Source organism: Corallococcus terminator (genome assembly GCF_003611635.1).
GTDB lineage: Bacteria > Myxococcota > Myxococcia > Myxococcales > Myxococcaceae > Corallococcus > Corallococcus terminator.
Window position 1 is genome coordinate 23,609 of sequence record NZ_RAVZ01000016.1, and the last position, 21,966, is coordinate 45,574.

Sequence of the window (21,966 nt, forward strand, 5' to 3'; positions counted from 1 at the left end):
CGGTCGTCAGCTCGCAGCGGACCCGAGGCTGCGTGGACCGCGCGGGAATTCAGCGCCACGCCCGGTGTTGGGTGCGCCGTGACAGCGGTGTTTGACCGTGGTGGTGGAACGCCCTGCGCATCCCCTTCGCAGTCGGACGACGATGCCTGACGCTGCCCCTTTCACGATGCGCGAAGCGACGTCCGGTGACGCGGGCCTCCTGTCGCGCGTGTTGCGCGAAGCGTTCGAGGAGTACCGGGGACGCCTGGATCCGCCATCCAGCGCGCACGACAAGACAGAAGCCGTGGTGACGCGGGAGCTGCGGGACGGCGGGGCCTTCGTGGTGGAAGCGGACGGACTGCCGCAAGGCTGCGTGTTCTTCCATCCAAAGGAGGACCACGTCTACCTGGATCGGCTCGCGGTGCTGCCGGCCTTCCGGGGCCGGGGGTTGTCGCTCCAGCTCATGCGCGCGGTGGAGGCCCGAACGCGCGAGCTGGGACACACGCGGGTGCGCCTGTCGGTGCGGCTCGCGCTGACGTCGCACCACGCGTGGTACGCGAGCCAGGGCTACGCCTTCCATTCCCACGGCACGCACGCGGGCTACGCATCGCCCACGTTCCTGGTGCTGGAGAAGGCGCTCTAGCCCGGGGGGGTCAGTCCCGGGGCAGGGTGAGGGTGATGCGCCGGCCTTCCGCGTCACTCTGGAGGGCGGCCTGGAGGACGCGCACGGTCTGGCTCGCGCTCAGCGCGGACACCGGCACCGGGGCGCCGTGCAGGATGGCGGCGGCAAGCTGGCGGTAGAAGTGGCCGTAGTCGCCGGGCGCGGTGGGCACGGTCTCCCCGGAGGTCAGCAGCCGGCCGTGGTTCGCAGGAGGCTCGCTGCCAAAGTCCGGGTGGCCGGGGCGCAGGCCTGCTTCAAGCTGACACTCCTGCGGATCCAGGCCGGACTTCACGTAGGCATCCCGGTCCCCCTGCAACACGAAGCGGGGCCACGGCGCATGCACCACCGAACCCGAGTGCAGGAGCACGCGCAGCGCGCCATACCGCAACACCAGATGGAACCAATCGGTGCCCTGTGCGCCGGGGCGCTGCCGGCCCAGGTCCGCGCCCACCGACTCCGGCACGCCGAAGAGCTGCACGGTTTGATCGACGAGGTGCGAGCCCAGGTCCCACAGCGTGCCGCCGCCGGGCACATCCTGTTCCTTCCAGCGCGCCTTCACCTCCGGACGGAAGCGGTCGAAGTGGCTCTCCAGGCTGTAGAGCGTCCCCAGCCGTCCCTGGCTCAGGAGCTGGCGCACGGTGAGGAAGTCGCCGTCCCACCGACGGTTGTGGAACACGGTGAGGCACAGGCCGCGCTCCTTCGCGAGCCCGTCCAGCCGGAGCGCTTCGTCCGCATCCAGCGCGAAGGGCTTCTCCACCACCACGTGCTTGCCCGCGCGCAGGGCCTGTTCGGCGAGTGACGCGTGGCTGTCATTGGGCGTGCAGACGACGAGCACGTGCAGGTCCGGATCCGACAGCAGGGAGTCCACCGTGCCCGTCCGGACGCCCGGCCAGTCGCGCGCCACGACGTCGGCGCGGCGCGACGCGACGGCGGCCAGCGTGAAGGCGGGCTCCGCGGCCACCAGCGGCCCATGGAAGCGCGAGCCGGACAGGCCATAGCCGAGGAGACCCACACGCAACACGGAACCGGGGGCGGGAGCAGAAGCCATGCGCGGCACGTTAGCGGGAAATGGCGCTGGCGCGGACGTCCCTTCGCGCCGCGCCGCTGTCGTCCAGCCAACAGTTTTGAATCAAACACAGAAATACAGCCATAAACAGGAAAAAGCCGCATCTAGAGTCATGTCTTCACTTTGAGGGGGTATTGACACATGAAGACTCAAAAGCACGCATGCATCCGTGGGGTGGTCGTCGGACTGCTCGTCACCACGCTGTTCGGCTGTGGTGATGAAGCGGGTTCCCCTCCCGGAATAGAAACCGCGACAAAGGAGGCGGCGAGTCACTGCACCATGATTGACGCGACCGATCCCGAGGTCGCGCGACTTCTCAAGGGCGCGAAACGGACGCCCATCGGCCTGCCCACGGAAGAGCATGTGAATGGGCAGAGGATTTCGTCCTTGCGATTCTCTGTGGAGCCCGCGCTCACGTCGCAAGCCGTCTCGGGTGGCTCATTGGCCCCCATGGCCATGGGAATCGGGAAGGTCGTCTGCACGGGGGGATGCACGGGTAAGAACTGTGCTGCGCCCACGGGGTGCACTGCCACCCATGGAGGCTGCACCCGGGTCGAGTGCGATGCTCACTGTGATGGCTCCTGCACCATCCGGACGGAGTACGATCCCGCAGACGCAGGTATTTCAGACGCAGGTGCCGCCGACTCGGGCACTGGCACTGCTGACGCGGGCACTGCCGATTCGGGCACTGCTGACGCGGGTACTGCTGACGCGGGCGCTTCGGACGCGGGTCCCGCCGCGTCCTGATGCGCGGAGGCTTCCCGACCCCCGGGCTGCCTGCGACGCGTTAGAGTCGGCGCGTCGTCCGCCCCCCGGAGGAGGAAGCCCCCATGGACACCGTGCCCGTCATCGACGTCCGAGCCCTCATCGACGCCACGTCGAGCCTCGCGGCCCGCCGCGAAGTCGCCGCGAGGATGGGCGTCGCGTGTCGGCACAACGGGTTCTTCTACGTCACCGGGCACGGCGTGGACGTGGGGCTCCAGGCCCGGCTGGAGTCCCTGGCGCGGGAGTTCTTCGCGCGGTCGGAGGCGGAGAAGCAGTCCGTGCGCATGGCATTGGGAGGCCGGGCGTGGCGGGGCTTCTTCCCCGTGGGCGGCGAGCTCACGTCGGGCCGTCCGGACCGCAAGGAGGGCCTGTACTTCGGTACGGAGTTGTCACCGGAGGATCCGCGAGTCCTCGCCGGCACGCCGCTGCACGGCCCGAACCTGTTCCCCCGGGAACCGGCGGGCCTGGGCGGCGCGGTGCTTGAGTACATGGAGGCATTGACGTCCCTGGGGCACGCGCTGATGTCTGGCCTCGCGCTCAGCCTGGAGTTGGAGGAGGACTTCTTCGCCACGCGTTACATGACGGATCCCACGGTGCTGTTCCGCATCTTCAACTACCCGCCGGGCCCGGAGGTGGACGGGGAGGGGCTGCCGGTGTGGGGCGTGGGCGAGCACACCGACTACGGCGTGCTCACCATCCTGAAGCAGGACGACGCGGGCGGGCTCCAGGTGAAGTCGCGCCAGGACGGGCAGGTGCGGTGGATGGACGCGCCGCCGGTGGAGGGCACGTTCGTTTGCAACATCGGGGACATGCTCGACCGGATGACCCGGGGCGTGTATCGCTCCACGCCGCACCGGGTGCTCAACCGCGCGGGCCGCGACCGTCTGTCATTGCCCTTCTTCTTCGACCCGGACTGGAAGGCGCAGATCCACGCCATTGATTCACCGGCGCTGCGCGACGCCGGCGCGGATGACCAGGCGGAGCGGTGGGACCGGCAGAGCGTGCATGCGTTCCGGGGCACGTATGGGGACTATCTGCTCGGCAAGGTGGGCAAGGTGTTCCCGGACCTGCGCGCGGAGGTTTTGTAGGCCCGGCTCAGTCGCGCCGCCGAGCGCGGATGACCAGGGACGGGCTGTCCAGGGTGAAGGGCTGGCCGTCCAGGTTCCCCCAGAGACCGTCCTCCCGCAGGCCCGCCTGTTCGAGCAGGCCGAGCAGCTCGTGCGCGGAGAACAGGCGGTAGTGGATGTGCTGTTCGTACGCCTTGCCCGTCCTGGGGTCGCGTCCCTTGGAGTGGCGGTGGTTGCGGCTGGTGCGCGGCTCGAAGCGGTCCTCCTTCCACCAGAGCAGGGTCTCGGATTCACCCCACTGGCGAGGAGGCTGGCGCAGGGCGTGGTCGCGGTTGTCGACCTCGATGAGGAGCTGACCGCCGGGGACCAGGGTGTCGCGGATGGAGCGCAGCGCCTCCAGGTGGGCCGCGTCGTTCTCCAGGAAGCCGAAGGACGTGGAGAGCACGATGGCGGCGTCATGGCCCCGGCTGGGGATGCTGCGCATGTCCGACTGCACCCAGGTGATATCCACGCTCGCGCGGCCGGCGCGTTCGCGGGCCATGCCCAGACGTTCGGAGGACAGGTCCAGGCCGGTGACGCTCAGGCCACGTCGGGCCAGCTCAATTGCATGGCGACCGTGCCCGCAGCACACGTCCAGGACACTGGCGCCGGGTTTCAGCTCCATCAGGCACAGGGCCTGCTCCACCTCCGTGGCCGCGGTGGCGTCGAGCGGCAGGTACCAGACGTCATCGGTGATGGAGAAGGCGTCGCGGTACCAAGGGGGAGATTCGGGAGGGGGCTGGAGTTGCTGCTGGATGTGCGGCAGCAATTCCAGGCGCCAGGTGTCGCGCTGGGCCGCGGTGAGGTAGCGGGCGCCCCGCACCCAGCCGACGCAGGTGGCCGCGCCACAGCCACAGGGGAAGGGCGCCACCAGGTGCCACTCGGAGGTCAGGTAGTTGAAGGTGACTTCCTGACCGGCCGCCAGGGCCCTCCGCGCGGTGAACCGGGGCGGCTGCGTGTCGGAGCCGGGGTCGAACAGGGCCGTCGGTTCGCAGGCGTGGTTGATGAAGCGCCAGGGGGCATCCGGCGTCGCGAGGTGTTGATCCACGCCCACCTGGAGCGTGTCCCGACCGGGAGCGCGGACCCGGCTGCCCTCCATGACGAGGAGCACTTCGCCCGCCGCCACCGCCCGCGTCGTCACCATGCAGGTGCCGAAGGGACCGGACGAACGGGTGAGCAGCGCGGGCGTGGAGGGATTCAGGGAAGCGTGGGGCGTGGACATGGCTGTGTGAGAAGGACGTACGCGGTGGAGCCCCCCTTGCGGTTCAGGGAGAGCCGGCCTCGCGGTTCTGGCATACTATTCCAGATTTGTCGGGTGTGCACAGCAGAGAGGGACCGACATCGTCTTGGCTCCACGGGTTCGTAGGCCCGCCGGGCAGGGACGCGAACGCCAGCAGACAATGAAAGCCAGTCATCGTCTCCCATGAAGCACAAGTCAAACCGGGATGGTCGGAGAGCCTTGGAATCCATGTCGGTGGGGATGCATGGTTTCAGGGTCCCCAGACGGGGAACGGTCATCCGGTCGTGAACGCATGACTGCATATCAAGGAGTCTGTGTATGCTCAGGGCTATCGCGAATCTCGTGGGCTTGGTTTCGTTGTTCTTCGTGGTTGGCAACGCGGATGCCGCCATCGACAAGAAGATCATCCACATGACCGTGTATGACGAAGCGGGCGAGAGCGCTGTCATGCGTGCCGTGGATGGGCAGGCGCTGCATGCCACCAATGAGGCGCTGAAGCTGTCCTATCGCATCGTGCCGGAGGTCATCGGGCCCGACGCCGTTCGTTACAAGATCTACAATGACTATGATCTGGATTCGGCCTCGCCCATCGAAGTCATCGAGGCCCGGGCAGACGGCCAGGTCCACAGGGGGCTCCGGGCTTCCTTCAGCGTGTCGGTGACGACCATCGACGAGCGCCCCCTGGACGTGAACCCGCTGGCGGCGCCTTCCCCTGACGAGCAGGGGATCACGTGCTGCATCACCTGTGGGAAGTGGAAGTATTGCTGCACGCCGAGTCCCGGCTATTGCTGCACCATCTCCACGTCCTGTGGCCTCGGTTGCAGAGTCTGCAAGTAGTCCTCCCAAGACAAACGGGCGATGCACGCTGTCCGCGCGCATCGCCCGTGAATCCAACCCAACCCGTCCCGAACTACGCGCCCGCGTACTTGCGGCGGTGCTCGACGATCTCCGCCAGCCGGAACGTGCCCGGCTCCGGCGCGATGGCTTCCGGCGCGTCGTACGGCAGGTTCATCAGCCGCTCGTACTCCTCCACCGACACGCGCTCGCGCTTCGCCAGCACGGAGTCCAGGTCCGCGCGCGCCATCCGCTCCGCCGCCTTCTCACCCACCACGCCGGAGTAGAACTCCGCGCAGCAGCCGCTGCCGTAGGACAGCAGGCCGATGCGCTGGTTCGCCAGCGCCGCGCCCTCCGCGTGCAACTGCCCCGCGAGCGCCAGGTACAACGACGCCGTGTAGACGTTGCCCACGCGCGCATTCAACCCCAGCGACTTCGCCACCTGCGCGTCGTAGCTGGCCTGGGACTTCGCCGCCTCGTCGCGCGCCTCGGGCGTGGCCGGCCCGGGGTCCGTCGCGTCCTCCAGGTCGCACAGCCGCACCTGCGCGTGCGCCTTGCGCGCCATCTTGCAGAAGGGCACGTGGTACAGGATGCGCGACAACTGCTCACTGGGCAGCTTGGAATCCCAACGCACCAGCCCCTGCTCCATCGCGCGCTGACGCCAGCCCCGGTACGCCCCGGCCATCGCGTCCAGGTAGCAGGTGATGGAGTAGTGCCCGTCCACCAGCGCTTCGCGGCGACCCACCGGCCGCCAGAAGTCGTACACGTCCGACGTGCACACGCCGTTGAGCCCCACGTCCATCGCCAGCAGGTCCGGCGTCTCCGACACCAGCAGCGCCACCGCGCCGCCACCCTGGGTGGGCTCGCCCGCCGTCTTCAGGCCATAGCGCGCGATGTCCGTGCACACCACCAGCGCCGTGCGTCCCGCACCGGCGCCGGAGGCAATCCACTCCACCGCCGCCATCAGGCCCGCGGTGCCGCCGTAGCAGGCGTGCTGCGAATCGAACGTGCGCATGGAGCGCGGCAACTTCAGCAGGCCGTGCACGTGCGACGCGATGGGCTTCGAGTGGTCCACGCCCGTTTCGGTGCCCACCACCAGCATGCCAATCTTGGACGTATCCACGGACTGCTGCTGGATGAGCCGCGCCGCCGCCGTGGCCGCCAGCGACACCGAGTCCTCACCGGGGTCGTTGACCGCCATCTCCTTCGCGCCCAGGCCCGCCGTGAACTTCGCGGGGTCCACGCCGCGCGCGCGCGCCAGGTCCTCGATGTCCACGTACCGCCGGGGCACCGCCACGGCCAGCGCTTCGATTCCAACCCGCTTCTTCATGGGGAACTCCTCAAGTCCAGTTGCTGCGAATCCGAATGACTCACGCCTCGGGCGGCACCAGCACCAGCCGGCCCGCCACCTCGCGGTTCTCCAACCGGAAGTGCGCGCGCCCCGCATCCGCCAGCGCCACCTCCTCCGACACGAAGGGACGCACCAACCCGGCCGCCGTCAGCCGCAGCGATTCGTCCAGCTCCTCGCGCGTCGTCGCGTAGGCGCCAAGAATCTCCAGCTCCTTCACGATGACCAGGCCCGGGTTCAGGTTCACCACCCCCGACTCCAGGTTGCCCACCACCACCACGCGGCCACCCGGCGCCATCGACTTGAGCGTCTGGTCGAAGGTCGCGCTGCCGACGATCTCCACCGCCACGTCCACGCCGTTGCCGGACGTGCGCTTGCGCGCCTCCGAACCGAAGTCCAGCCCGCGCGAGACAATCACCTCGTCCGCGCCGGCCTCCTTCAGCGCCGCCACCTTCGCCTCGCCGGAGGTGATGGCGATGACGCGCGCCCCATCCGCCTTCGCCAACTGCACGGCCGCCAGGCCCACGCCGCCGCTCGCACCGGTAATCAACACCGTCTCACCGGCCCGCACCTTGGCCCGCGTGCGGAGGGTGTGCACGGCGGTGCCCAGCGTGCAGCACACCGTCGCCGCCACCGCCCAGGGCAGGCTTGCCGGCACGCGGCCCAGGCCTCGCACGGGCGCGACCATGAACTGCGCGTAGCCGCCTTGCAGCTCCTCGCCGAAGAAGCGGTTGTCCGTCTTGCACAGGCTGTTGCGGCCCGCGAGGCACAGGGCACACTCGCCGCAGGACATGCGCTGAAGGGTGGCCGCGCGGTCTCCCACCTTCCACCCCGGCGTGTCCGGGCCTACCTCCACCACCTCGCCCGCGGCCTCATGGCCCAGGATGGCGGGGACGTGCGTGCGGGGCAGGTTGCCCCGGCGGTTGATGACGTCGTGGTAGCAGACGCCGCACGCGTGCACGCGCAGCAACACCTCGCCCTTGCCCGGCCGGGGCACCGGCACGGTCTCCAGACGCAGGTTCTCGGCATTCCCGAACTGGCGAAGAACGACAGCCTCCATGCGGTGCCTCTTTCCGTGTTGCGAACTCAAGGGTGTGAAGGACTTCAGCTCCCGACGAGCGCGTCGCGGAGGTTGTGGGGATCCAACGCGCGGATGGCTGTCACCGTGCGCGCGTCCGGAAGGGAGGTGACGGGCAGGGCATCCGGCACCGCGAACTCGAAGCCCGTGCGCTCGGTGATGCCTTCCACCGACGCCCAGGGGTGCCGCGACAACAGCCGGGCGCCACGAGGGCCGCCCAGTTCAAACGTGCCCAGATCGGAGATGAGCCGCACCGGACGGCTGGGGTCCCGGGTCGTGGCCACCTGGACCTGCGGCACCAGGTTGCGGCGCGACTGACGCGGCACCAGCAGCACCGGGTTCTTCACCCACTGGCGCAGCGTGGCGGCACCCGCGACCCCGGGGAACTTGGTGCGAGGCTTCTCCATGCTGCCCGACGCCGTCATGTTGGTGCGGCCCGCCGGGTCCACCTCCGCCGCGCCGAAGAACACCGTGTCCACCCGGCCACGCCGCGCATGGTCGAACAGGTCCGCGATGCTCACCTCCGCGGAGCGACCGTTCAGGTAGCGCAGATCCTCCGACGACGGGTACAGCTCCGGCAGGTCCGGATCCAACGAACCCACGCACGCCAGATACGTCAGGCCCGGCGCATGCGTGGCCCGCGCCACGGCAATGGCCAGGATGACCAGCGGGGACGCCACGCCGGTGGCCACCACCGCGCCGTCTTCAATCTCCCGCGCGAGCAGCGACACCACCGTCTCCGCGGGCGTCGCGTCCAGCATCGTCGTCGCCGTCATGCCGCGCTCCGCGTCGCGCGCAGCGACATGAGGAACTCCCGCGCCTGCCCTGCCTCGGCCGCGGCCAGGTAGGCGGCCAGCATCGCGTCGTCGTGCGGGTACTTGCCCAGACAGCCCGTGGGCAGTGCGCCGCCGGGAGCGAGCACCACGCGCTCCACCTGGAAGCCGGGGATGGTGACGCGCGACAGCTTCGGCACGCGCTCCTCCACCGTGGCCACCACGCGCTTCGCCGCGCCCGCCACGAGCAGGTCCGTGGTGGGGTCCTCGATGTAGAGGTTGCCCTTGTCGTCCGCCGCCTGCGCGTGGATGACGGCCACGTCCGGGTAGAACGCGGGCTCCACCGGCACGCGGCGGCCGGTGAACGGATCCTCCACCGTGCGAGGCGCGTCCACCTCCGCCAGCTCCGACACGTCCGCGTCCGGCGCGGGGATGAACGGCAGCCCCATGGACGCCGCGCGCAGCCGCTGCACCACGCGGTAGCCGTCGTGCTCGCGCCAGGCGATGTCGCCCGCTTCAATCGCGCGCTTCAGGCAGGGCAGGGGACGCACCCGGTTCTCCAGCACCAGCGCGCCGAAAGGGAACTCCACCCGCTTGAGGCACCCGCCCGCCACCAGGAACTCCGCCGGCAACGGGTTGGGCAGGGAGATGAGCTGCAGGTCGCGCTTCTCCTGCGCGACGAGCTCCAGCACCAGCGCCATGGGCGCACGGCCCAGCATGAACCCTCCGGCCGCGACCCACGCGCCGTTGGGAATGGAGGCCACGGCCTCCGTCAGGGAACACCACCGGGCGCGGTTCACTGGGGCTCCTCCCCGGAAGCGGCGCGCGGCACCATGCGCAGCGGCGCCGAAGCATTCGCATCGGATGACGGCGTGGACGCGGCGGGCGCGGAGAGGCCCGGGAGGATCATCGCCACCATGCCGTCGGCGATCTGTTCCTCCGTCAGGCGGCCGTCCGGCTTGAACCACTTGTAGACCCAGAGGACCATGCCCAGGAACGAGAAGGCCGCGACCGTGGGGTCCACACCGGGCAGCAGGCCCTGGCGGCTCGCGTCCGCGAACGCGCCCTCCAGGAAGCGCACGTAGCGCTTCTTGCGCCGGTCGATGAACTCCCTGGGCTCACCCGTGAGCGTGGCGTGCTCGTGGAGGATGATGATGACCTCCTTGCTGCGGCCGCTCGTCACCAGGTGGATGTTGTGGCGCATGCACTGGCGCAGGCGCTCGACGGGGTCCACCACGTCCTGCACGGGCGCGAGGACCTGCTCCTCGAACACGTCCATGCCGTAGTTCATGATGGCGAAGAGCAACTGCTCCTTGTTCTGGATGTGGTGGTAGAGCCCCGCCTTCGTCATGCGGCACGCGGCGGCGATCTCCTGCATCGACGTGCCCTCGTAACCCCGCTCGCAGATGAGCCGGGCCGCCGTCTCCAGGATGGTCCGGTACCGCTCGCCCTCGTCCGGTTTGCGCCCCGTGGGTGTCACGCGTGCTCTCCTTGTCGGCGTCCGACGCCTTCGTCGGGATGGACCACCTACCGACCGGTAGGTCACCACTGCCTACCGACCGGTAGGTAGCACTGGCCGACGCGCTTCGTCAACGGGCAAGTACTGGAGGGCAGGTGGGACAAAAGGCCCTGTAAACAAGGACTTGGGACGACTTGTCAGGTTAGGTTACGGGGGCGTCCATGCGGTCCACCCTCCTGCCCATCCTGCTGTTGTGCGCCGCGCTGGCCAGCGTGGGGGTGGGGGTCTGGACGCTGGTGAAGCGCAGCCGAACCGCCCTGGTGGAGCAGTTCGCGGGGGACCGGCAGAAGCAGTTGGACGAGGCCGTGGGGGGCGTCACCGACTCGCTGGAGGAGGTGGGCAAGAACCTGCGGTTCGCTGGCGAGTTGATGTCCCAGCCGGGGAGCCTCGCGGAGCACCGGAGGGAGCTGCGCGCGCTCCTGGAGGCGGTGGGGCAGTACAAGGCCATCGCGGCCTACGACGGCGACGGCGTGGAGCGGCTGTTGTTGTTGGACCGGCGTCCGGATTCGAAGGTGTCGCGCGAGGGGCTGGTGTCGGAGATGGGAGAGACGGCGCGGCGCGCGCTGCTGCGGCCTCCTGGCGACCTGACCACGTCGCCCATCCTGGACGCGGCGAACGGCGGCTGGTTGCGCATCCTCGCCACGGCGTTGCCCGCGACGGACGGCAAGCCCGAGGGCGCGGTGGCGGTGCTGGTGGACACGGAGTCCTTCTTCGCACCGCTGCGCATCGTCACGTCGGACCTGGAGGCGCGGCTGCTGCTCGTCGGCACGCACGGGCAGCCCACGCCCGCGAGCGACGCGGGGCTCGCGGAGTGGTTCGGCCGCGTGGCGCAGAAGGACGCGGGCGTGCCCGGCTTCGCGTTCCTCGTGTCGCGGTTGAAGGCCGGGGCGCGCGGCATGCTGCCCCTGTCCGAACAGGAGGCGGAGCGGCTGGGGTTGGGACGCGCGGAGGTGGTGGCCGTCTACACGCCCATCCGCATGCGCGGTGGCAGCCATTGGGCGGTGGCGACGCTGGTGTCCACGGCGGCGCTGCGTTCGCATGAGCAGTCGCTGGTGGTGCGGCTGTTGGGTGCGGGCGGGCTGGTGGCGTTCTTCCTGGTGGCCTTCGCGGTGTACGTGGTGCTGGCCCGGCGGCGAGCGGTGGCGCTGCGGGAGAGCCGGCGGCATGCGGCGCAGCTCGCCGCGCTGCATGATCAGACGCGAAAGATATTGGACCACATCCCCACGGGCGTCCTCGCGCTGACGGCGGACGGGCGGATCCGCGCCGTCAATCAGGCGCTGCGCTCCCGCGTGCCCGGCAACGTCACCGGGTCACCGCTTTCGGCCGCGTTCCCCGGGGCTCCGGAGCCGGTGCTGGAGCGGCTCTCCGCGCTGGTGGCGTCCGCGGGCCGCGAGGACCGGCCCCTGAGCCTGCTGGGCGAGCCGCTGGCGCTCTTCGGCGAGGAGGGCACGTACAACCTGCACGCGGTGCCGCTGTCGTCCGGGGACCCGGAGGAAGAGGTCCGGGCGCTCCTGGTGGTGGAGGACCTGAGCGACGTGCGCGCGCTGGAGTCGAAGCTGCTGCGCGCGGAGAAGCTGGCCACGGTGGGCGTGCTCGCCGCGGGCATCGCGCATGAGATTGGGACGCCGCTGGGGGTGGTGCGCGGACGGGCGGAGTACGTGCAGGGGAAGCTGGGCCCGTCGCATCCGCAGGGGCCGGGTGTGGGCGTCATCATCGAACAGATTGATCGGGTGAGCCGCACGCTGCGCCAGTTGCTGGACTTCTCCCGCCTCCAGCCCGCGATGGTGCGGCCGGTGGCGCTGGAGCCGCTCGCCCGGAGCGTGCATGAGCTGCTGCGCGTGGAGGCGGAGCGGCGGCAGGTGTCGCTGACGCTGGATGTGCCGGAGTCGGTGCCGGCGCTGGCGGCGGACGCGGATCAGCTCCAGCAGGTGCTGCTCAACCTCACGCTCAACGCGTGTGATGCGTGCAGCGAGGGCGGCAAGGTGGAGGTGTCCGCCTCCGCGCTGGTGGGCCCGGAGGAGGGCGCCTGGGGACTGGTGGCGCTCACCGTGCGCGACGACGGGTGCGGGATTCCGAAGGAGCGCCTCAACCAGGTGTTCGACCCCTTCTTCACCACGAAGAAGCGGGGACAGGGCACGGGGCTGGGGTTGACGATGGTGGCCCACGTGGTGCGCAACCACGGGGGCCGGGTGGAGCTGGAGAGCACGCCGGGGCAGGGCACCCGCGTCACCGTGCTGTGGCCGGTGGCGCGTGCCGCGCCCGAGGAACGACATGCCGAACGACAAGCCGGCTGACGCACGCATCCTGGTCGTCGATGACCACGTGGAGATGGGGCGCATGCTCCAGGAGCCGCTGGCCGACGCGGGCTGGACGGTGGACCTGGCCACCGGCGGCGAGGAGGCGCTGACGCTCATCCGCTCGCGCGTGTACGACGCGGTGCTGACGGATTTGCGCATGGAGAAGGTGGACGGCCTGGACGTGCTGGCCGCCGCGCGCGCGGTGGATCCGGAGCTGCCGGTGCTGCTGATGACGGCCTTCGGTGGCGTGGAGAGCGCGGTGGAGGCGATGCGCCGGGGCGCCTACCACTACTTCACCAAGCCCTTCCGCCTGGACGAGGTGCGGCTGTATCTGGGCCGCGCGCTGGAGGACCGCCGGCTGCGCGCGGAGCACCGGGCGCTGAAGCAGGCGTCGCAGGAGCGCTCCGGCCTGGGCGCGCTGGTGGGCCGGAGCGCGCCCATGCGCGGGATGTATGAACTCATCGACCGGGTGGCGCACGCGGCGGCGCCGGTGCTGCTGCGCGGTGAGAGTGGCAGTGGCAAGGAGCTGGTGGCCCGCGCGCTGCACTTCCAGGGGCCTCGCGCGCCCGGTCCGTTCGTGGCCGTCAACTGCACCGCGCTGCCGGGGCCGCTGTTGGAGAGCGAGTTGTTCGGCCATGTGAAGGGTGCCTTCACGGGGGCCACGTCGGTGCGGCGTGGCCTGTTCGTGGAGGCGCACGGGGGCACGCTGTTCCTGGATGAGATTGGCGACATGCCCACGGAGCTCCAGGCGCGGTTGTTGCGCATCTTGGAGGACGGCGAGGTGCGCGCGGTGGGCTCCGACGCGCACCGCACGGTGGACGTGCGCGTGGTGGCGGCGACGCACCAGGATCTGGAGGCGCGCGTTCGGGAGGGCCGCTTCCGCGCGGACCTGTTCTACCGGCTCAACGTCGTCACGCTGCGGGTGCCTTCGCTGAAGGAGCGGCGGGAGGACATTCCCCAACTGGTGGAGCACTTCACCGCGCGCTCCCGGGCCCGCAATCCGCGCTCACGCGTGACGGCGCTGTCACCGGAGGTGGTGGCCGCGCTGGGCGCCATGCCCTGGCCGGGCAACGTTCGCGAGCTGGAGAACCTGGTCGAGCGGCTGGTCGTGCTGGTGCCCCGGGAGACGGTGGAGCTGGACGACCTGCGGCCCCATGCGCCCATTCCGGAGCCGGAAGCGAATCCGCTCGCCCTGGCGCAGGAGGGCGTGTGGCCCCTGCGCCGGCTGGAGGGTGAATACATCCACTGGATGGTGCAGCACTGCGGCGGCAACAAGACCCGCGCGGCGGAACTGCTGGGCATCGACGTGTCCACCATCCACCGCCGCGAGCGGGAGCGGTCGACCTGATGTGAGGCGTGGCTTGGATTGTCAAAGGGGGGATGCGGACTTGAATGAGCGTGCACCGTTGTCGCAAGCGCAGCGTGAAGCCGCACTGAAGGACATCGTGGGGTCGGATCTCGGCGCCATCGTTGAAGCATCGAAGCTCCTGTCCTCCGACTGTTCGACCACCGCGACGCTGCTCAAGTTGCTTGAGGCGGAGCGCCGTGTGGAGGCGCGGCAGGGCCTTCTCTACGCCCTTTGCTGGCATGGCGATCTCGGGACGTGGGACCTCATGATCCACATCCTCGCGGACCTGCAGGAGGCTCCCAAGGTGCGGGGGCAAGCCGCAGAGGGGCTCTCCTACATGTTCATGTCGGTGAGGACGGACTCGCGGGAGTTCGAAGCGGCGGTCCATGCGCTGCGCGACGCCCTGAAGGATCCCTCGCCCGAGGTCCGCTACTGCGCAGTCCACGCCCTGGGCTCGACAGGGCATCCGCCGCTCATCCCGGTACTCCAGGAGATGCGCGAGGACCGGACCCCGGTTCCTGGCTGGGTGGGGACCGTGAGCGACGAAGCCTCCAGGGCCATCGAGATGCTCGAAGGGCTGCACCGGATGCGCCTCAAGAACGGGTGTTGACCTCCCACGAGGATGCGCGGCCTTCCATCGTCGTGAGCCGTCGCCAGCGCCTTAACTGCGCGTGAACGGCCACACGAGCGGCACCGCGAACGTCAGCAACACGAGCATCAACACCGTGAGGGGTGTGCCCACCCGGAGGAAGTCGACGAAGCGGTAGCGCCCGGGCCCGTACACGAGCGCGGCGGAGGGCTCCAGGGGCGTGAGGAACGAACACGACGCCGCCAGGCACGTCCCCAGCGCGAACGCCCTCGGGTCGAGCCCCATGTCCATCGCGGAATGGATGGCCACGGGCAGCATGACCAGCGCCGCGGCCTGGTTGCTCATCGGGATGGAGAGCAGGACGGTGGCGCCCATGATCACGCAGAGCACCCCGCGCGGTCCCACGACACCTGCGAGGGGCAGCACCGCGCGCGCCATGAACTCTCCCGCGCCGCTCTTCTCCACCGCCAGCCCCAGGGCCAGCAGCGCGCCAATCATGATGATGACCCGCCAGTCCACGCGAAAGACCGAGCGTGTATCGACGCAGCCTGTCGCCATCATGAGCAACAGCCCGGCCAGTCCCGCGATGGCGGGGGAGGTGATGCGCAGTCCCGCGACGACCACCGTGACAGCGAAGATGAGCACGGCGAGCAGGGCGCGCCGGTAGCGCGGTCGCTGGTAGTCCACGCTGCCGAGCACGGTCAGCTCCTCTTCCCGCGCGAGCTCCCGGATCCGCTGCTCCGGCCCGCCGACCAGCAGCAGGTCGCCCACCGACAACGGGATGTTCTTCAGGGCGTCCCCGCCGGCCAGGCTCCCCATCAGGTTCAGGTGATGGTGGGAGCCCTGCAGCGTGGGGTGGCGGTGGATGGCCAGCGCCACGAGCCCATAGCGCTGCGCGAAGCGGATGTCCCCCAGGGACCTGCCCGCCAGGGCCGACGTGGGCGGCACCGACACCTCCGTGAGGGCATGCGCCTGACGGGAGTCCTCGGGAATCCGCAGGTCGGCGCTGAGCCCGATGCTGCGCAGGTCCTTCACCCGCAGGATGTCGTCCAGGCTGCCGGCGATGATGAGGTGCTCCTGGGATTCGAGCAGTTCCTGGGGGGCGGGAGGGCGCATGATCCCCTCGCGCACGACGCCCCGCACCGGGACCCCCAGCCCCTCCGTGAGATGGCGCAGCGGCTTGCCCACGAGCCGGGAGCCGGGCGTGAGCACCGCCTCCGTCACGTATTCCCGCAGGGGCGGCGCTCCCGCGACCGGGTCACCTTCGCGCGGGGGCAGCAGCCACCGCATGAGCAGCAGCGTCGCGCCGATGCCGATGATGGCGAGGGGAAGCCCCACTGGCGTGAGCTCGGTGAAGCCAATGCGTCCCAGCCCCCACTGCTCCATCGCCGAGCTGACGACGAGGTTGGTGGACGTGCCAAACAGGAAGATGGTTCCCCCCAACATGGAGCTGAACGCCAGGGGCATCAGCAGCCTGCGCGAGGCCACCTTCGCCTGCGCGGAGGAAGCCGTCGCGACGGGGAGGAACGCCGCCGTCACCGCCGTGTTCGAGGCGACGGAGGAGAAGGCGCAGACGGCCGCCAGCAGCATGACGATGAAGGCCCGCGGGCTGAACCGCGCGAAGAAGAGCAGCCGCCGGCCCACGAGCTGCATCACCCCCGTCGCGCTCAGCCCCTGGGTCAGCGCCAGGAGCGCGAAGATGAAGACGACGGTCTCGTTCGAGAACCCGGAGAGGGCCTCGCGAGGCGTCAGCAGCCCGCTCAGCACCAGCAGCACGACGATGGCGAGCGAGCTCACCTCCGTGGGAATGCGGTCGATGGAGAGCAGGACGATGGCGACCACCACCACGCCCAGCGCGATTGTCACCGTCATGACTGGAAGGTGGAGGGAAGTGGGAGTGGGAGCAATGCTTCGGGCCCCCGTCCCCGGGATGCGTCAGGCGGACGTCTGTCTGACTCAGCTCAGGTAGGGAGCGGCCGGAGGACCGTGGGGCCGGACAGGAGGGCGAGTGCCCCCGGGACTGCTCGGAGGCAATCCGGGCCCCGAGCGCGAACCGCCATCCAGGCGGGCGAGCCGCTTGCCTCTCAACGGATGGACTCGCGCCCTCCTCCCGGGGGCTTCCACGCGAGGATGGAAGCGGGAGCCTCGGTGGAGGAAGCGCCGGAGGATGGGCTTCGCGCGCCGCGCGTGCTGGGCGTCCGCCACCCGCTGGAGTCGGTGGATGCGCTCGTCGAGGACACTTCCGGCGGCCTCCTCCCCGGCGGGCGCCGTGAACGGGAGGCCCGCGTCGGCCAGCACGCCAGGTCCACTCCACGAGGCATGCGCCTTCAGCCGGTCCAGCAGCGTCGCGAGGTCCTGCGCTTCCCCCAGGAGCCGGGCGGCGACCCGGTCGGCGACGAAGTCCCGCTCAAGCGGCGTCCCGAGCCGCCTCACGCTCCTGATGAGCCGGGAGGAAAGGCCTGGCGTGCGCCCACGCCACCCGGCGCGCGTCGCGCAGCGCTCCGTCATCGCGACCAGCGCGGCGACGAGCGTGGCCCGGCGCGTGTGGCCCCGGGCGATGTGCGCGAGCTCGTGCGCGACCAGGGCGCAGAGCTCCGCCTCATCCAGCTCGTCGAGCGCGGCGCTCGTCAGGATGAGGTGGGCGGCCCGGGGGCCCGCGCCCAGGGAGAAGGCGTTGGGCTGCTCGCGCCGCACCACGTAGAGGCGGGGCGCGGGAAGCCTCGCGGCGATGCTGAGGTGGGACAGCAACGTGTACAGCCGGGGTGCCTCCTCGAAGTGGAGCCGGCGCGCGCCATGGCTGCGAAGCACGAAGGCGCCCATGCGCGTGAAGAGCCAGCGGCCGAACCCGGCCAGGAGCATCCCGCACAGCAACCAGGCCGTGAGTGAAGCGATGGCGGAGGAAATCCACATGGGCATGCTCCTTCCTGGCGGTGGGGATGGATGGCGACATTCCAGGGGCAACACCCCGCGCGCCGCGCCTCATCCCAGCCAGGCGGGCGCAGGGCTGCTTCAGGACCCGGAAGGCCTGACGGCTTGACGTGCGCACCAGGCGGACCCATCGCAAGAAGATGCCTTCTTCTCAGCCACGCAGGACCTACGTGTCCTGGAAGATGCTCGTCCTCGCCTTCGCCGCCGTCGTGGGGAGCTTCTTCGCGACGAGCCTCGTCGTGCAGCGCTCCTCCTCCGCGGTGGGCGAGCTGTCCGAGGACATCATCTACAACTCGGCGCCGAGCATCGAACACCTGGCGATCGTTCGCAGGTCGGTCCTGGAGGTCGAACTGCTGCTCGCGCGGTTCATCAATGAGCCCCAGCGTCGGCCCGACCTGGGACGGGACCTGGACCAGGCCCTGGCCCAGGCCCGGCGGGGCCTCAGCGGGTACATGGCGCTGACGGCCTTCCCCGGCGAAGAGGCGGTGCGGATGGACATCCAGGAGTCCTGGCTGCGCTTCGACAACGCCGTCACTCGCACGCGCACCGTCGCGGAGGCGAACCCGGAGGCCGGAAGGGGACCGCTGTTCGACCAGGAGGTGGACCCGCCGGGCCGGCGCCTCCTGGAGGACGTCACGCGCGCCATCGAATACAACGCGGTCCGCGGCCGGGAGCTGGCGGAGCGCATCCGGGAGACCCGACGGCAGACATTGGGCCTCGCGACGGGCCTCAACGCGCTCTGCGGCATCCTGGCCGGGGTCGTGGCGTGGCTGCTCCATCGTGAGCTCCAGGCCCGGCGAGCGCTCGCTGACGAGCACACGCAGTTTCTCGAAACGCGCGCCGAGGAGATGGAGCAGTTCGCGGGCCGCGTCGCGCACGACATCCGCAACCCGCTGTCCTCGGCCCGGTTGTCCGCCGAACTCGCGGTGCGCAAGAGTCCGGATGAATCAGCCCGCGCACCCATCCAGCGCATCATCCGGAGCCTGTCCCGCGCGGACGCCATCACGGGCGCGCTCCTCGACTTCGCGCGCTCCGGCGCGAGGCCGGACCCAGGAGCCCGGAGCGAACCCAGGGCCGTGATTTCGGATCTGCTGGTCGGCTTCGAGGCGGAGGCGGAGCAGGCCGGCATCGAGCTTCATTGCGAGCCGATTCCCCCGGTCCTCGTCGCGTGCAGCACCGGGGTCTACCTGAGCCTGGTCGGCAACCTGGTCCGCAACGCCATCAAGTACATGGGGGATTCGTCCACCCGCCGCATCACCCTCCGGGTGGTGGAGGAGGGCGGCATGATTCGCACGGACATCCACGACACGGGCCCGGGAATCGCCCCGGAGAACCTGCCCTCGCTGTTCGAACCGTACTTCCGCGCGCACGGAGGCGTCGCCGAGGGGCTCGGGTTGGGCCTCGCGACCGTCAAGAAGCTCGCGGAAGGGCACGGGGGCGGCGTTGGCGTCAGGTCCGAGCGGGGGGCCGGGAGCACGTTCTGGTTCGAGCTTCCGCGCGCCGGCTCCTCCTGGGACACGGCCCCGTCACCCCCCGCCCCAGAGTCCGTTCAACGACACTAGGGAGCCCCCGCCCGCGGGGCGCTGGCGGGCCGCTCTGGCAATCCGCCACACCGTGCTGGCGGATTGCCACGGTCGGAAGGTGATCACTCGTCGGCCCCCGGGGACGGTGGTGCCGGCATGAACGTTGCTGTGGTGTGGGGACGTGGCGTCCCTGCGCACAACCCGGGCCTTGCTGCTCGGTGCGGATGAGTCCCTGGCATCGTTGCTGGCGGACGTGCTGGGCGACCTGGGCATCGCCCTGTTCCTCGACGCGGCGGACGCGGCTCGGCCGGACCTGGTGCTGGCGCACGTGGAGCGCGGGGAGGCCATCCTCCCGGTGCTGACGCGCGCCCGGGCCTGCGCCGCCGCCGTGCCCATCCTCGTCCTGCTGCCCTTCGCGGATGAGCGCCTGGTGTCCCGCGCCCTGTGTCAGGGGGCCCGTGCATGTTTCGCGCTGGGCCGTCCGCTCGAAGAGCTGCGCACCGTCCTGCGCACACAATTTCCCTCGTTGGAGACCACCCATGGGTGAACCAATGGCCGTCGTCACCGTGCTGCACCCCGTCGTCCCCGTCCGTGAACGTGAAGTCGAGCAGCGCCGGCCGGCGTCTCCTCCGGAAGCCGTGGACGCGGGGGAGCCGTCGCTCTTCCAGGCGGGCCAGGTGCGCGTCACCCGCGAGCGGCTGCTCGTGGGCGGCCGGGCCTGGGCGCTGAGAGACGTGCGGCAGGTGGACACGGTGCGCCGCACGCCGAAGCTGTGGCCCTACCTGCTCGCGGTGGGCCTGGGCGGGGCGGTGGGGCTGCCCCTGCTGTCCTGGCTGTCCGTCACCGTCACGGCGATGCAGGGCGCCTACGAGGTGGGGCTCGCCCTCACCGCGCTGGGCCTCTTCTCCTCCATCGCCGCGCTGCTGCTGGTGGAGGAGAAGCACTACCTGGTGCTGGGCCTGCCGGGCGGAACGCGGCGCGTGTTCGGCAGCCGCGATGCCCAGCTCATCGCGCGGCTTGCGGGGACGGTGCGGCAGGCGCGTCCGCACGCGTGAGGCTGTCGCGCACCTGGGCGACGATTTCGAAGGAGCGCAGCCGCGCGGCGTGGTCGTGGATCTGCGCGGTCACCATCAGCTCGTCCGCGCCCGTCTGGGCGATGAGGTCCTGGAGCCCCTCGCGCACGCTGGCGGGGGAGCCCACCACGGTGCACGCCAGCATGTGTTCGATCTCCGCCAGCTCCATCTCGTTGAGCTGACCGTCCATGCTGTCCACCGGCGGCAGCAGCGGGCCCGGACGGCCCCGGCGCAGGTTGATGAAGGCCTGGAGCAGCGAGGTGAAGAGGCGCTGGCCCTCCGCGTCCGTGTCCGCCGCGAAGACGTTGACGCCAATCATCGCGTACGGCTTCTTCAGCACGTCCGACGGGCGGAACTGGGTGCGGTACAGGTGCAGGGCGCTCATCATCTGCGCGGGCGCGAAGTGCGACGCGAAGGCGAAGGGCAGGCCCATGGCGGCGGCCAGTTGCGCGCTGAAGGTGCTGGAGCCCAGAAGCCACAGCGGCACGTGGAGGCCCGCGCCCGGCACCGCGCGCACGGCCTGGCCCGGCGTGGGGTCCTTGAAGTAGCCCTGCAGCTCCACCACGTCCTGCGGGAAGGTGTCCGCGGAGCCCATCAGGCTGCGGCGCAGCGCGTGCGACGTGCGCTGGTCCGTGCCGGGCGCGCGGCCCAGCCCCAGGTCGATGCGGCCGGGGTAGAGCGTCTCCAGGGTGCCGAACTGCTCCGCGATGACGAGCGGCGCGTGGTTGGGCAGCATGATGCCGCCCGCGCCCACGCGAATCCTGGACGTGCCCCCCGCCACGTGCCCGATGACCACCGACGTGGCCGCGCTCGCGATGCCCGTCATGTTGTGGTGCTCCGCCAGCCAGAAGCGCTGGTAGCCCCAGTCCTCCGCGTGGCGGGCCAGGTCCAGGGTGCAGCGCAGGGCGAGCCCGGGGTCGCCCCCAGCGATGACGGGCGACAGGTCGAGTACGGAGAAGGGAATCATCGTCGGGGTCCCGGTGGCGGAAAAAGCAGCCCTTCGATAGCCGGGGCCTTCGTGACTTTCACGCCATTGACGCATCCGACGGCCCCCGAGCGTGCTGGCGGGGGCTGGCCGTCCGATTAGAAGAGCTTGACGAAGAGCAGCGTGGCGGCCCCCCGGGTGCTCGTCAGGCCCGTGGGTGAGGCGCAGCCGGCCTCCAGGTCGGCGGTGACGTAGGTCACGGTCCGGACCACGTTCGCGCCGGAGAACCTGCCCGCGGAGACGACGCCGGTGAAGGTCTGCACGGTGCGCGGTCCCTGGACCTCCACCTTCTGCGCGCTCATCTTCAGGGTGGAGGTCTCGTTCGGCCCCCACGTCAGCGTCGTCTGGGTGGGGCCCGGGTCCAGCGGAAGGCCACAGGCGCCGCCGGGGGCCGGTCCGGTCGCGGCCAGCGTCGGTGAGCCGACCGGCCCTCCCAACAACAGCGTGCAGTCGAAATGGCCGGTGGTGGCGACCGTGACGGGCCGGGGCGTGCGGGTGAGCCCTGGCGTGTACGTCGTCTGAGTGTTGCCACCGACGGGATTCCCCTCCAGGCACACCACCACCGTCGGGCCCGGTGTCCGCGGCGGGGCCGGAGGCGTCACTGGGGAATCGGTAGGGGCCGCGCTCGCTTCGAGAAAGCCTCCCATGGCAAAGCCCGCGACCGCGCTGAGCAGCAATCGCGCCCGGAACGACGGACGGCGCTTCAGGTGCTTCTTCATGGGCTCCCCCGATGTGGGACTTCGTCGGAGGTATTCCGAGGAAGCAGGGAGTCCAGGTTCGTCAGCGCAAACCCGTGGGACAAGCCGGGTCGCGAGGCCAGCGCAGTGGCGCGCGGGAGACAGACCTTCAACCGC

General features: G+C 70.3%; 20 protein-coding genes. 9 read left to right on the forward strand and 11 right to left on the reverse strand.

What is annotated here, in order from left to right:
- Positions 1–166 precede the first annotated feature (166 nt).
- Positions 167–622, forward strand: a complete 456-nt coding sequence (locus tag D7V88_RS04170) for a GNAT family N-acetyltransferase (protein ID WP_158624989.1) — start codon at positions 167–169, stop codon at positions 620–622.
- Positions 623–632: 10 nt separating this feature from the next.
- Here D7V88_RS04170 and D7V88_RS04175 read toward each other — a convergent pair whose 3' ends face one another.
- Positions 633–1,688, reverse strand: a complete 1,056-nt coding sequence (locus D7V88_RS04175; protein WP_120539309.1) for an oxidoreductase — start codon at positions 1,686–1,688, stop codon at positions 633–635.
- Positions 1,689–2,536: 848 nt separating this feature from the next.
- Between D7V88_RS04175 and D7V88_RS04185 the strand changes: the two genes are divergently transcribed.
- A complete protein-coding gene (locus D7V88_RS04185; RefSeq protein WP_120539290.1) occupies positions 2,537–3,559 on the forward strand; it encodes an isopenicillin N synthase family dioxygenase in 1,023 nt (340 codons plus the stop codon).
- Between the two features lie 7 nt (positions 3,560–3,566).
- Here D7V88_RS04185 and D7V88_RS04190 read toward each other — a convergent pair whose 3' ends face one another.
- The gene (locus tag D7V88_RS04190) at positions 3,567–4,799 is read right to left on the reverse strand and encodes a methyltransferase domain-containing protein (RefSeq protein WP_120539291.1); all 1,233 of its coding nucleotides are present in this window, start codon (positions 4,797–4,799) and stop codon (positions 3,567–3,569) included.
- A 336-nt stretch (positions 4,800–5,135) separates the two neighbouring features.
- Between D7V88_RS04190 and D7V88_RS04195 the strand changes: the two genes are divergently transcribed.
- Complete coding sequence (locus D7V88_RS04195) at positions 5,136–5,654, forward strand: hypothetical protein (protein ID WP_244237974.1); 519 nt, start codon at positions 5,136–5,138, stop codon at positions 5,652–5,654.
- Positions 5,655–5,727: 73 nt separating this feature from the next.
- On the opposite strand, the gene D7V88_RS04200 is transcribed toward D7V88_RS04195, so the two are convergent.
- Genes D7V88_RS04200 through D7V88_RS04220 form a run of 5 tightly spaced genes read right to left on the reverse strand, consistent with a single transcriptional unit; the run spans position 5,728 to position 10,330 of the window.
- Positions 5,728–6,981 (reverse strand): hydroxymethylglutaryl-CoA synthase family protein, encoded by a 1,254-nt coding sequence (locus D7V88_RS04200; protein WP_120539292.1) that lies wholly within the window; start codon positions 6,979–6,981, stop codon positions 5,728–5,730.
- A gap of 40 nt (positions 6,982–7,021) precedes the next feature.
- On the reverse strand, positions 7,022–8,059 hold the full coding sequence (locus D7V88_RS04205; protein WP_120539293.1) for an alcohol dehydrogenase catalytic domain-containing protein: 1,038 nt from the start codon (positions 8,057–8,059) through the stop codon (positions 7,022–7,024).
- A gap of 44 nt (positions 8,060–8,103) precedes the next feature.
- Complete coding sequence (locus D7V88_RS04210; RefSeq protein WP_120539294.1) at positions 8,104–8,853, reverse strand: CoA-transferase subunit beta; 750 nt, start codon at positions 8,851–8,853, stop codon at positions 8,104–8,106.
- Positions 8,850–9,650, reverse strand: a complete 801-nt coding sequence (locus D7V88_RS04215) for a CoA transferase subunit A (RefSeq protein WP_120539295.1) — start codon at positions 9,648–9,650, stop codon at positions 8,850–8,852. The genes D7V88_RS04210 and D7V88_RS04215 overlap by 4 nt, the downstream gene beginning before the upstream one ends.
- The gene (locus D7V88_RS04220; RefSeq protein WP_120539296.1) at positions 9,647–10,330 is read right to left on the reverse strand and encodes a TetR/AcrR family transcriptional regulator; all 684 of its coding nucleotides are present in this window, start codon (positions 10,328–10,330) and stop codon (positions 9,647–9,649) included. Before D7V88_RS04220 ends, D7V88_RS04215 begins: the two co-directional genes overlap by 4 nt.
- Before the next feature lie 200 nt (positions 10,331–10,530).
- Here D7V88_RS04220 and D7V88_RS04225 point away from each other — a divergent pair, with 200 nt between their 5' ends.
- Genes D7V88_RS04225 through D7V88_RS04235 form a run of 3 tightly spaced genes read left to right on the forward strand, consistent with a single transcriptional unit; the run spans position 10,531 to position 14,624 of the window.
- On the forward strand, positions 10,531–12,663 hold the full coding sequence (locus D7V88_RS04225) for a two-component system sensor histidine kinase NtrB (RefSeq protein WP_120539297.1): 2,133 nt from the start codon (positions 10,531–10,533) through the stop codon (positions 12,661–12,663).
- A complete protein-coding gene (locus tag D7V88_RS04230; protein ID WP_120539298.1) occupies positions 12,641–14,014 on the forward strand; it encodes a sigma-54-dependent transcriptional regulator in 1,374 nt (457 codons plus the stop codon). Before D7V88_RS04225 ends, D7V88_RS04230 begins: the two co-directional genes overlap by 23 nt.
- 40 nt (positions 14,015–14,054) lie before the next feature.
- Complete coding sequence (locus D7V88_RS04235) at positions 14,055–14,624, forward strand: HEAT repeat domain-containing protein (RefSeq protein WP_244237975.1); 570 nt, start codon at positions 14,055–14,057, stop codon at positions 14,622–14,624.
- Positions 14,625–14,675: 51 nt separating this feature from the next.
- Here the strand turns inward: D7V88_RS04235 and D7V88_RS04240 are convergent, their stop codons facing one another.
- Complete coding sequence (locus D7V88_RS04240; protein ID WP_120539299.1) at positions 14,676–16,475, reverse strand: SLC13 family permease; 1,800 nt, start codon at positions 16,473–16,475, stop codon at positions 14,676–14,678.
- Between the two features lie 84 nt (positions 16,476–16,559).
- On the reverse strand, positions 16,560–17,519 hold the full coding sequence (locus D7V88_RS04245) for a M48 family metallopeptidase (RefSeq protein ID WP_120539300.1): 960 nt from the start codon (positions 17,517–17,519) through the stop codon (positions 16,560–16,562).
- Between the two features lie 182 nt (positions 17,520–17,701).
- Here D7V88_RS04245 and D7V88_RS04250 point away from each other — a divergent pair, with 182 nt between their 5' ends.
- The 3 genes from D7V88_RS04250 (at position 17,702) to D7V88_RS04260 (ending at position 20,109) form a co-directional block, all read left to right on the forward strand.
- Positions 17,702–19,093 carry a sensor histidine kinase gene (locus D7V88_RS04250; RefSeq protein WP_158624990.1) on the forward strand — a complete coding sequence of 464 codons (1,392 nt, stop codon included), beginning with the start codon at positions 17,702–17,704 and terminating at the stop codon, positions 19,091–19,093.
- Between the two features lie 142 nt (positions 19,094–19,235).
- On the forward strand, positions 19,236–19,601 hold the full coding sequence (locus tag D7V88_RS04255; protein WP_120539302.1) for a DNA-binding response regulator: 366 nt from the start codon (positions 19,236–19,238) through the stop codon (positions 19,599–19,601).
- Complete coding sequence (locus tag D7V88_RS04260; protein ID WP_147448607.1) at positions 19,594–20,109, forward strand: DUF6232 family protein; 516 nt, start codon at positions 19,594–19,596, stop codon at positions 20,107–20,109. Before D7V88_RS04255 ends, D7V88_RS04260 begins: the two co-directional genes overlap by 8 nt.
- On the opposite strand, the gene D7V88_RS04265 is transcribed toward D7V88_RS04260, so the two are convergent.
- Positions 20,060–21,094: an LLM class flavin-dependent oxidoreductase gene (locus D7V88_RS04265; protein ID WP_120539304.1), complete on the reverse strand. Its 1,035-nt coding sequence runs from the start codon at positions 21,092–21,094 to the stop codon at positions 20,060–20,062. The genes D7V88_RS04260 and D7V88_RS04265 overlap by 50 nt on opposite strands.
- Positions 21,095–21,210: 116 nt before the next feature.
- Positions 21,211–21,831 (reverse strand): hypothetical protein, encoded by a 621-nt coding sequence (locus D7V88_RS04270; RefSeq protein WP_120539305.1) that lies wholly within the window; start codon positions 21,829–21,831, stop codon positions 21,211–21,213.
- Positions 21,832–21,966: the final 135 nt, after the last annotated feature.

Excerpts from the sequence above, each read along its gene's own strand:
- D7V88_RS04185 (WP_120539290.1), top strand. The coding sequence starts at position 2,537 with ATGGACACCGTGCCCGTCATCGACGTCCGAGCCCTCATCGACGCCACG.
- D7V88_RS04265 (WP_120539304.1), bottom strand. The coding sequence starts at position 21,094 with ATGATTCCCTTCTCCGTACTCGACCTGTCGCCCGTCATCGCTGGGGGC.
- D7V88_RS04190 (WP_120539291.1), bottom strand. The coding sequence starts at position 4,799 with ATGTCCACGCCCCACGCTTCCCTGAATCCCTCCACGCCCGCGCTGCTC.
- D7V88_RS04210 (WP_120539294.1), bottom strand. The coding sequence starts at position 8,853 with ATGACGGCGACGACGATGCTGGACGCGACGCCCGCGGAGACGGTGGTG.
- D7V88_RS04195 (WP_244237974.1), top strand. The coding sequence starts at position 5,136 with ATGCTCAGGGCTATCGCGAATCTCGTGGGCTTGGTTTCGTTGTTCTTC.
- D7V88_RS04240 (WP_120539299.1), bottom strand. The coding sequence starts at position 16,475 with ATGACGGTGACAATCGCGCTGGGCGTGGTGGTGGTCGCCATCGTCCTG.
- D7V88_RS04175 (WP_120539309.1), bottom strand. The coding sequence starts at position 1,688 with ATGGCTTCTGCTCCCGCCCCCGGTTCCGTGTTGCGTGTGGGTCTCCTC.
- D7V88_RS04230 (WP_120539298.1), top strand. The coding sequence starts at position 12,641 with ATGCCGAACGACAAGCCGGCTGACGCACGCATCCTGGTCGTCGATGAC.
- D7V88_RS04270 (WP_120539305.1), bottom strand. The coding sequence starts at position 21,831 with ATGAAGAAGCACCTGAAGCGCCGTCCGTCGTTCCGGGCGCGATTGCTG.
- D7V88_RS04170 (WP_158624989.1), top strand. The coding sequence starts at position 167 with ATGCGCGAAGCGACGTCCGGTGACGCGGGCCTCCTGTCGCGCGTGTTG.
- D7V88_RS04200 (WP_120539292.1), bottom strand. The coding sequence starts at position 6,981 with ATGAAGAAGCGGGTTGGAATCGAAGCGCTGGCCGTGGCGGTGCCCCGG.
- D7V88_RS04205 (WP_120539293.1), bottom strand. The coding sequence starts at position 8,059 with ATGGAGGCTGTCGTTCTTCGCCAGTTCGGGAATGCCGAGAACCTGCGT.
- D7V88_RS04260 (WP_147448607.1), top strand. The coding sequence starts at position 19,594 with ATGGGTGAACCAATGGCCGTCGTCACCGTGCTGCACCCCGTCGTCCCC.
- D7V88_RS04245 (WP_120539300.1), bottom strand. The coding sequence starts at position 17,519 with ATGCCCATGTGGATTTCCTCCGCCATCGCTTCACTCACGGCCTGGTTG.
- D7V88_RS04225 (WP_120539297.1), top strand. The coding sequence starts at position 10,531 with ATGCGGTCCACCCTCCTGCCCATCCTGCTGTTGTGCGCCGCGCTGGCC.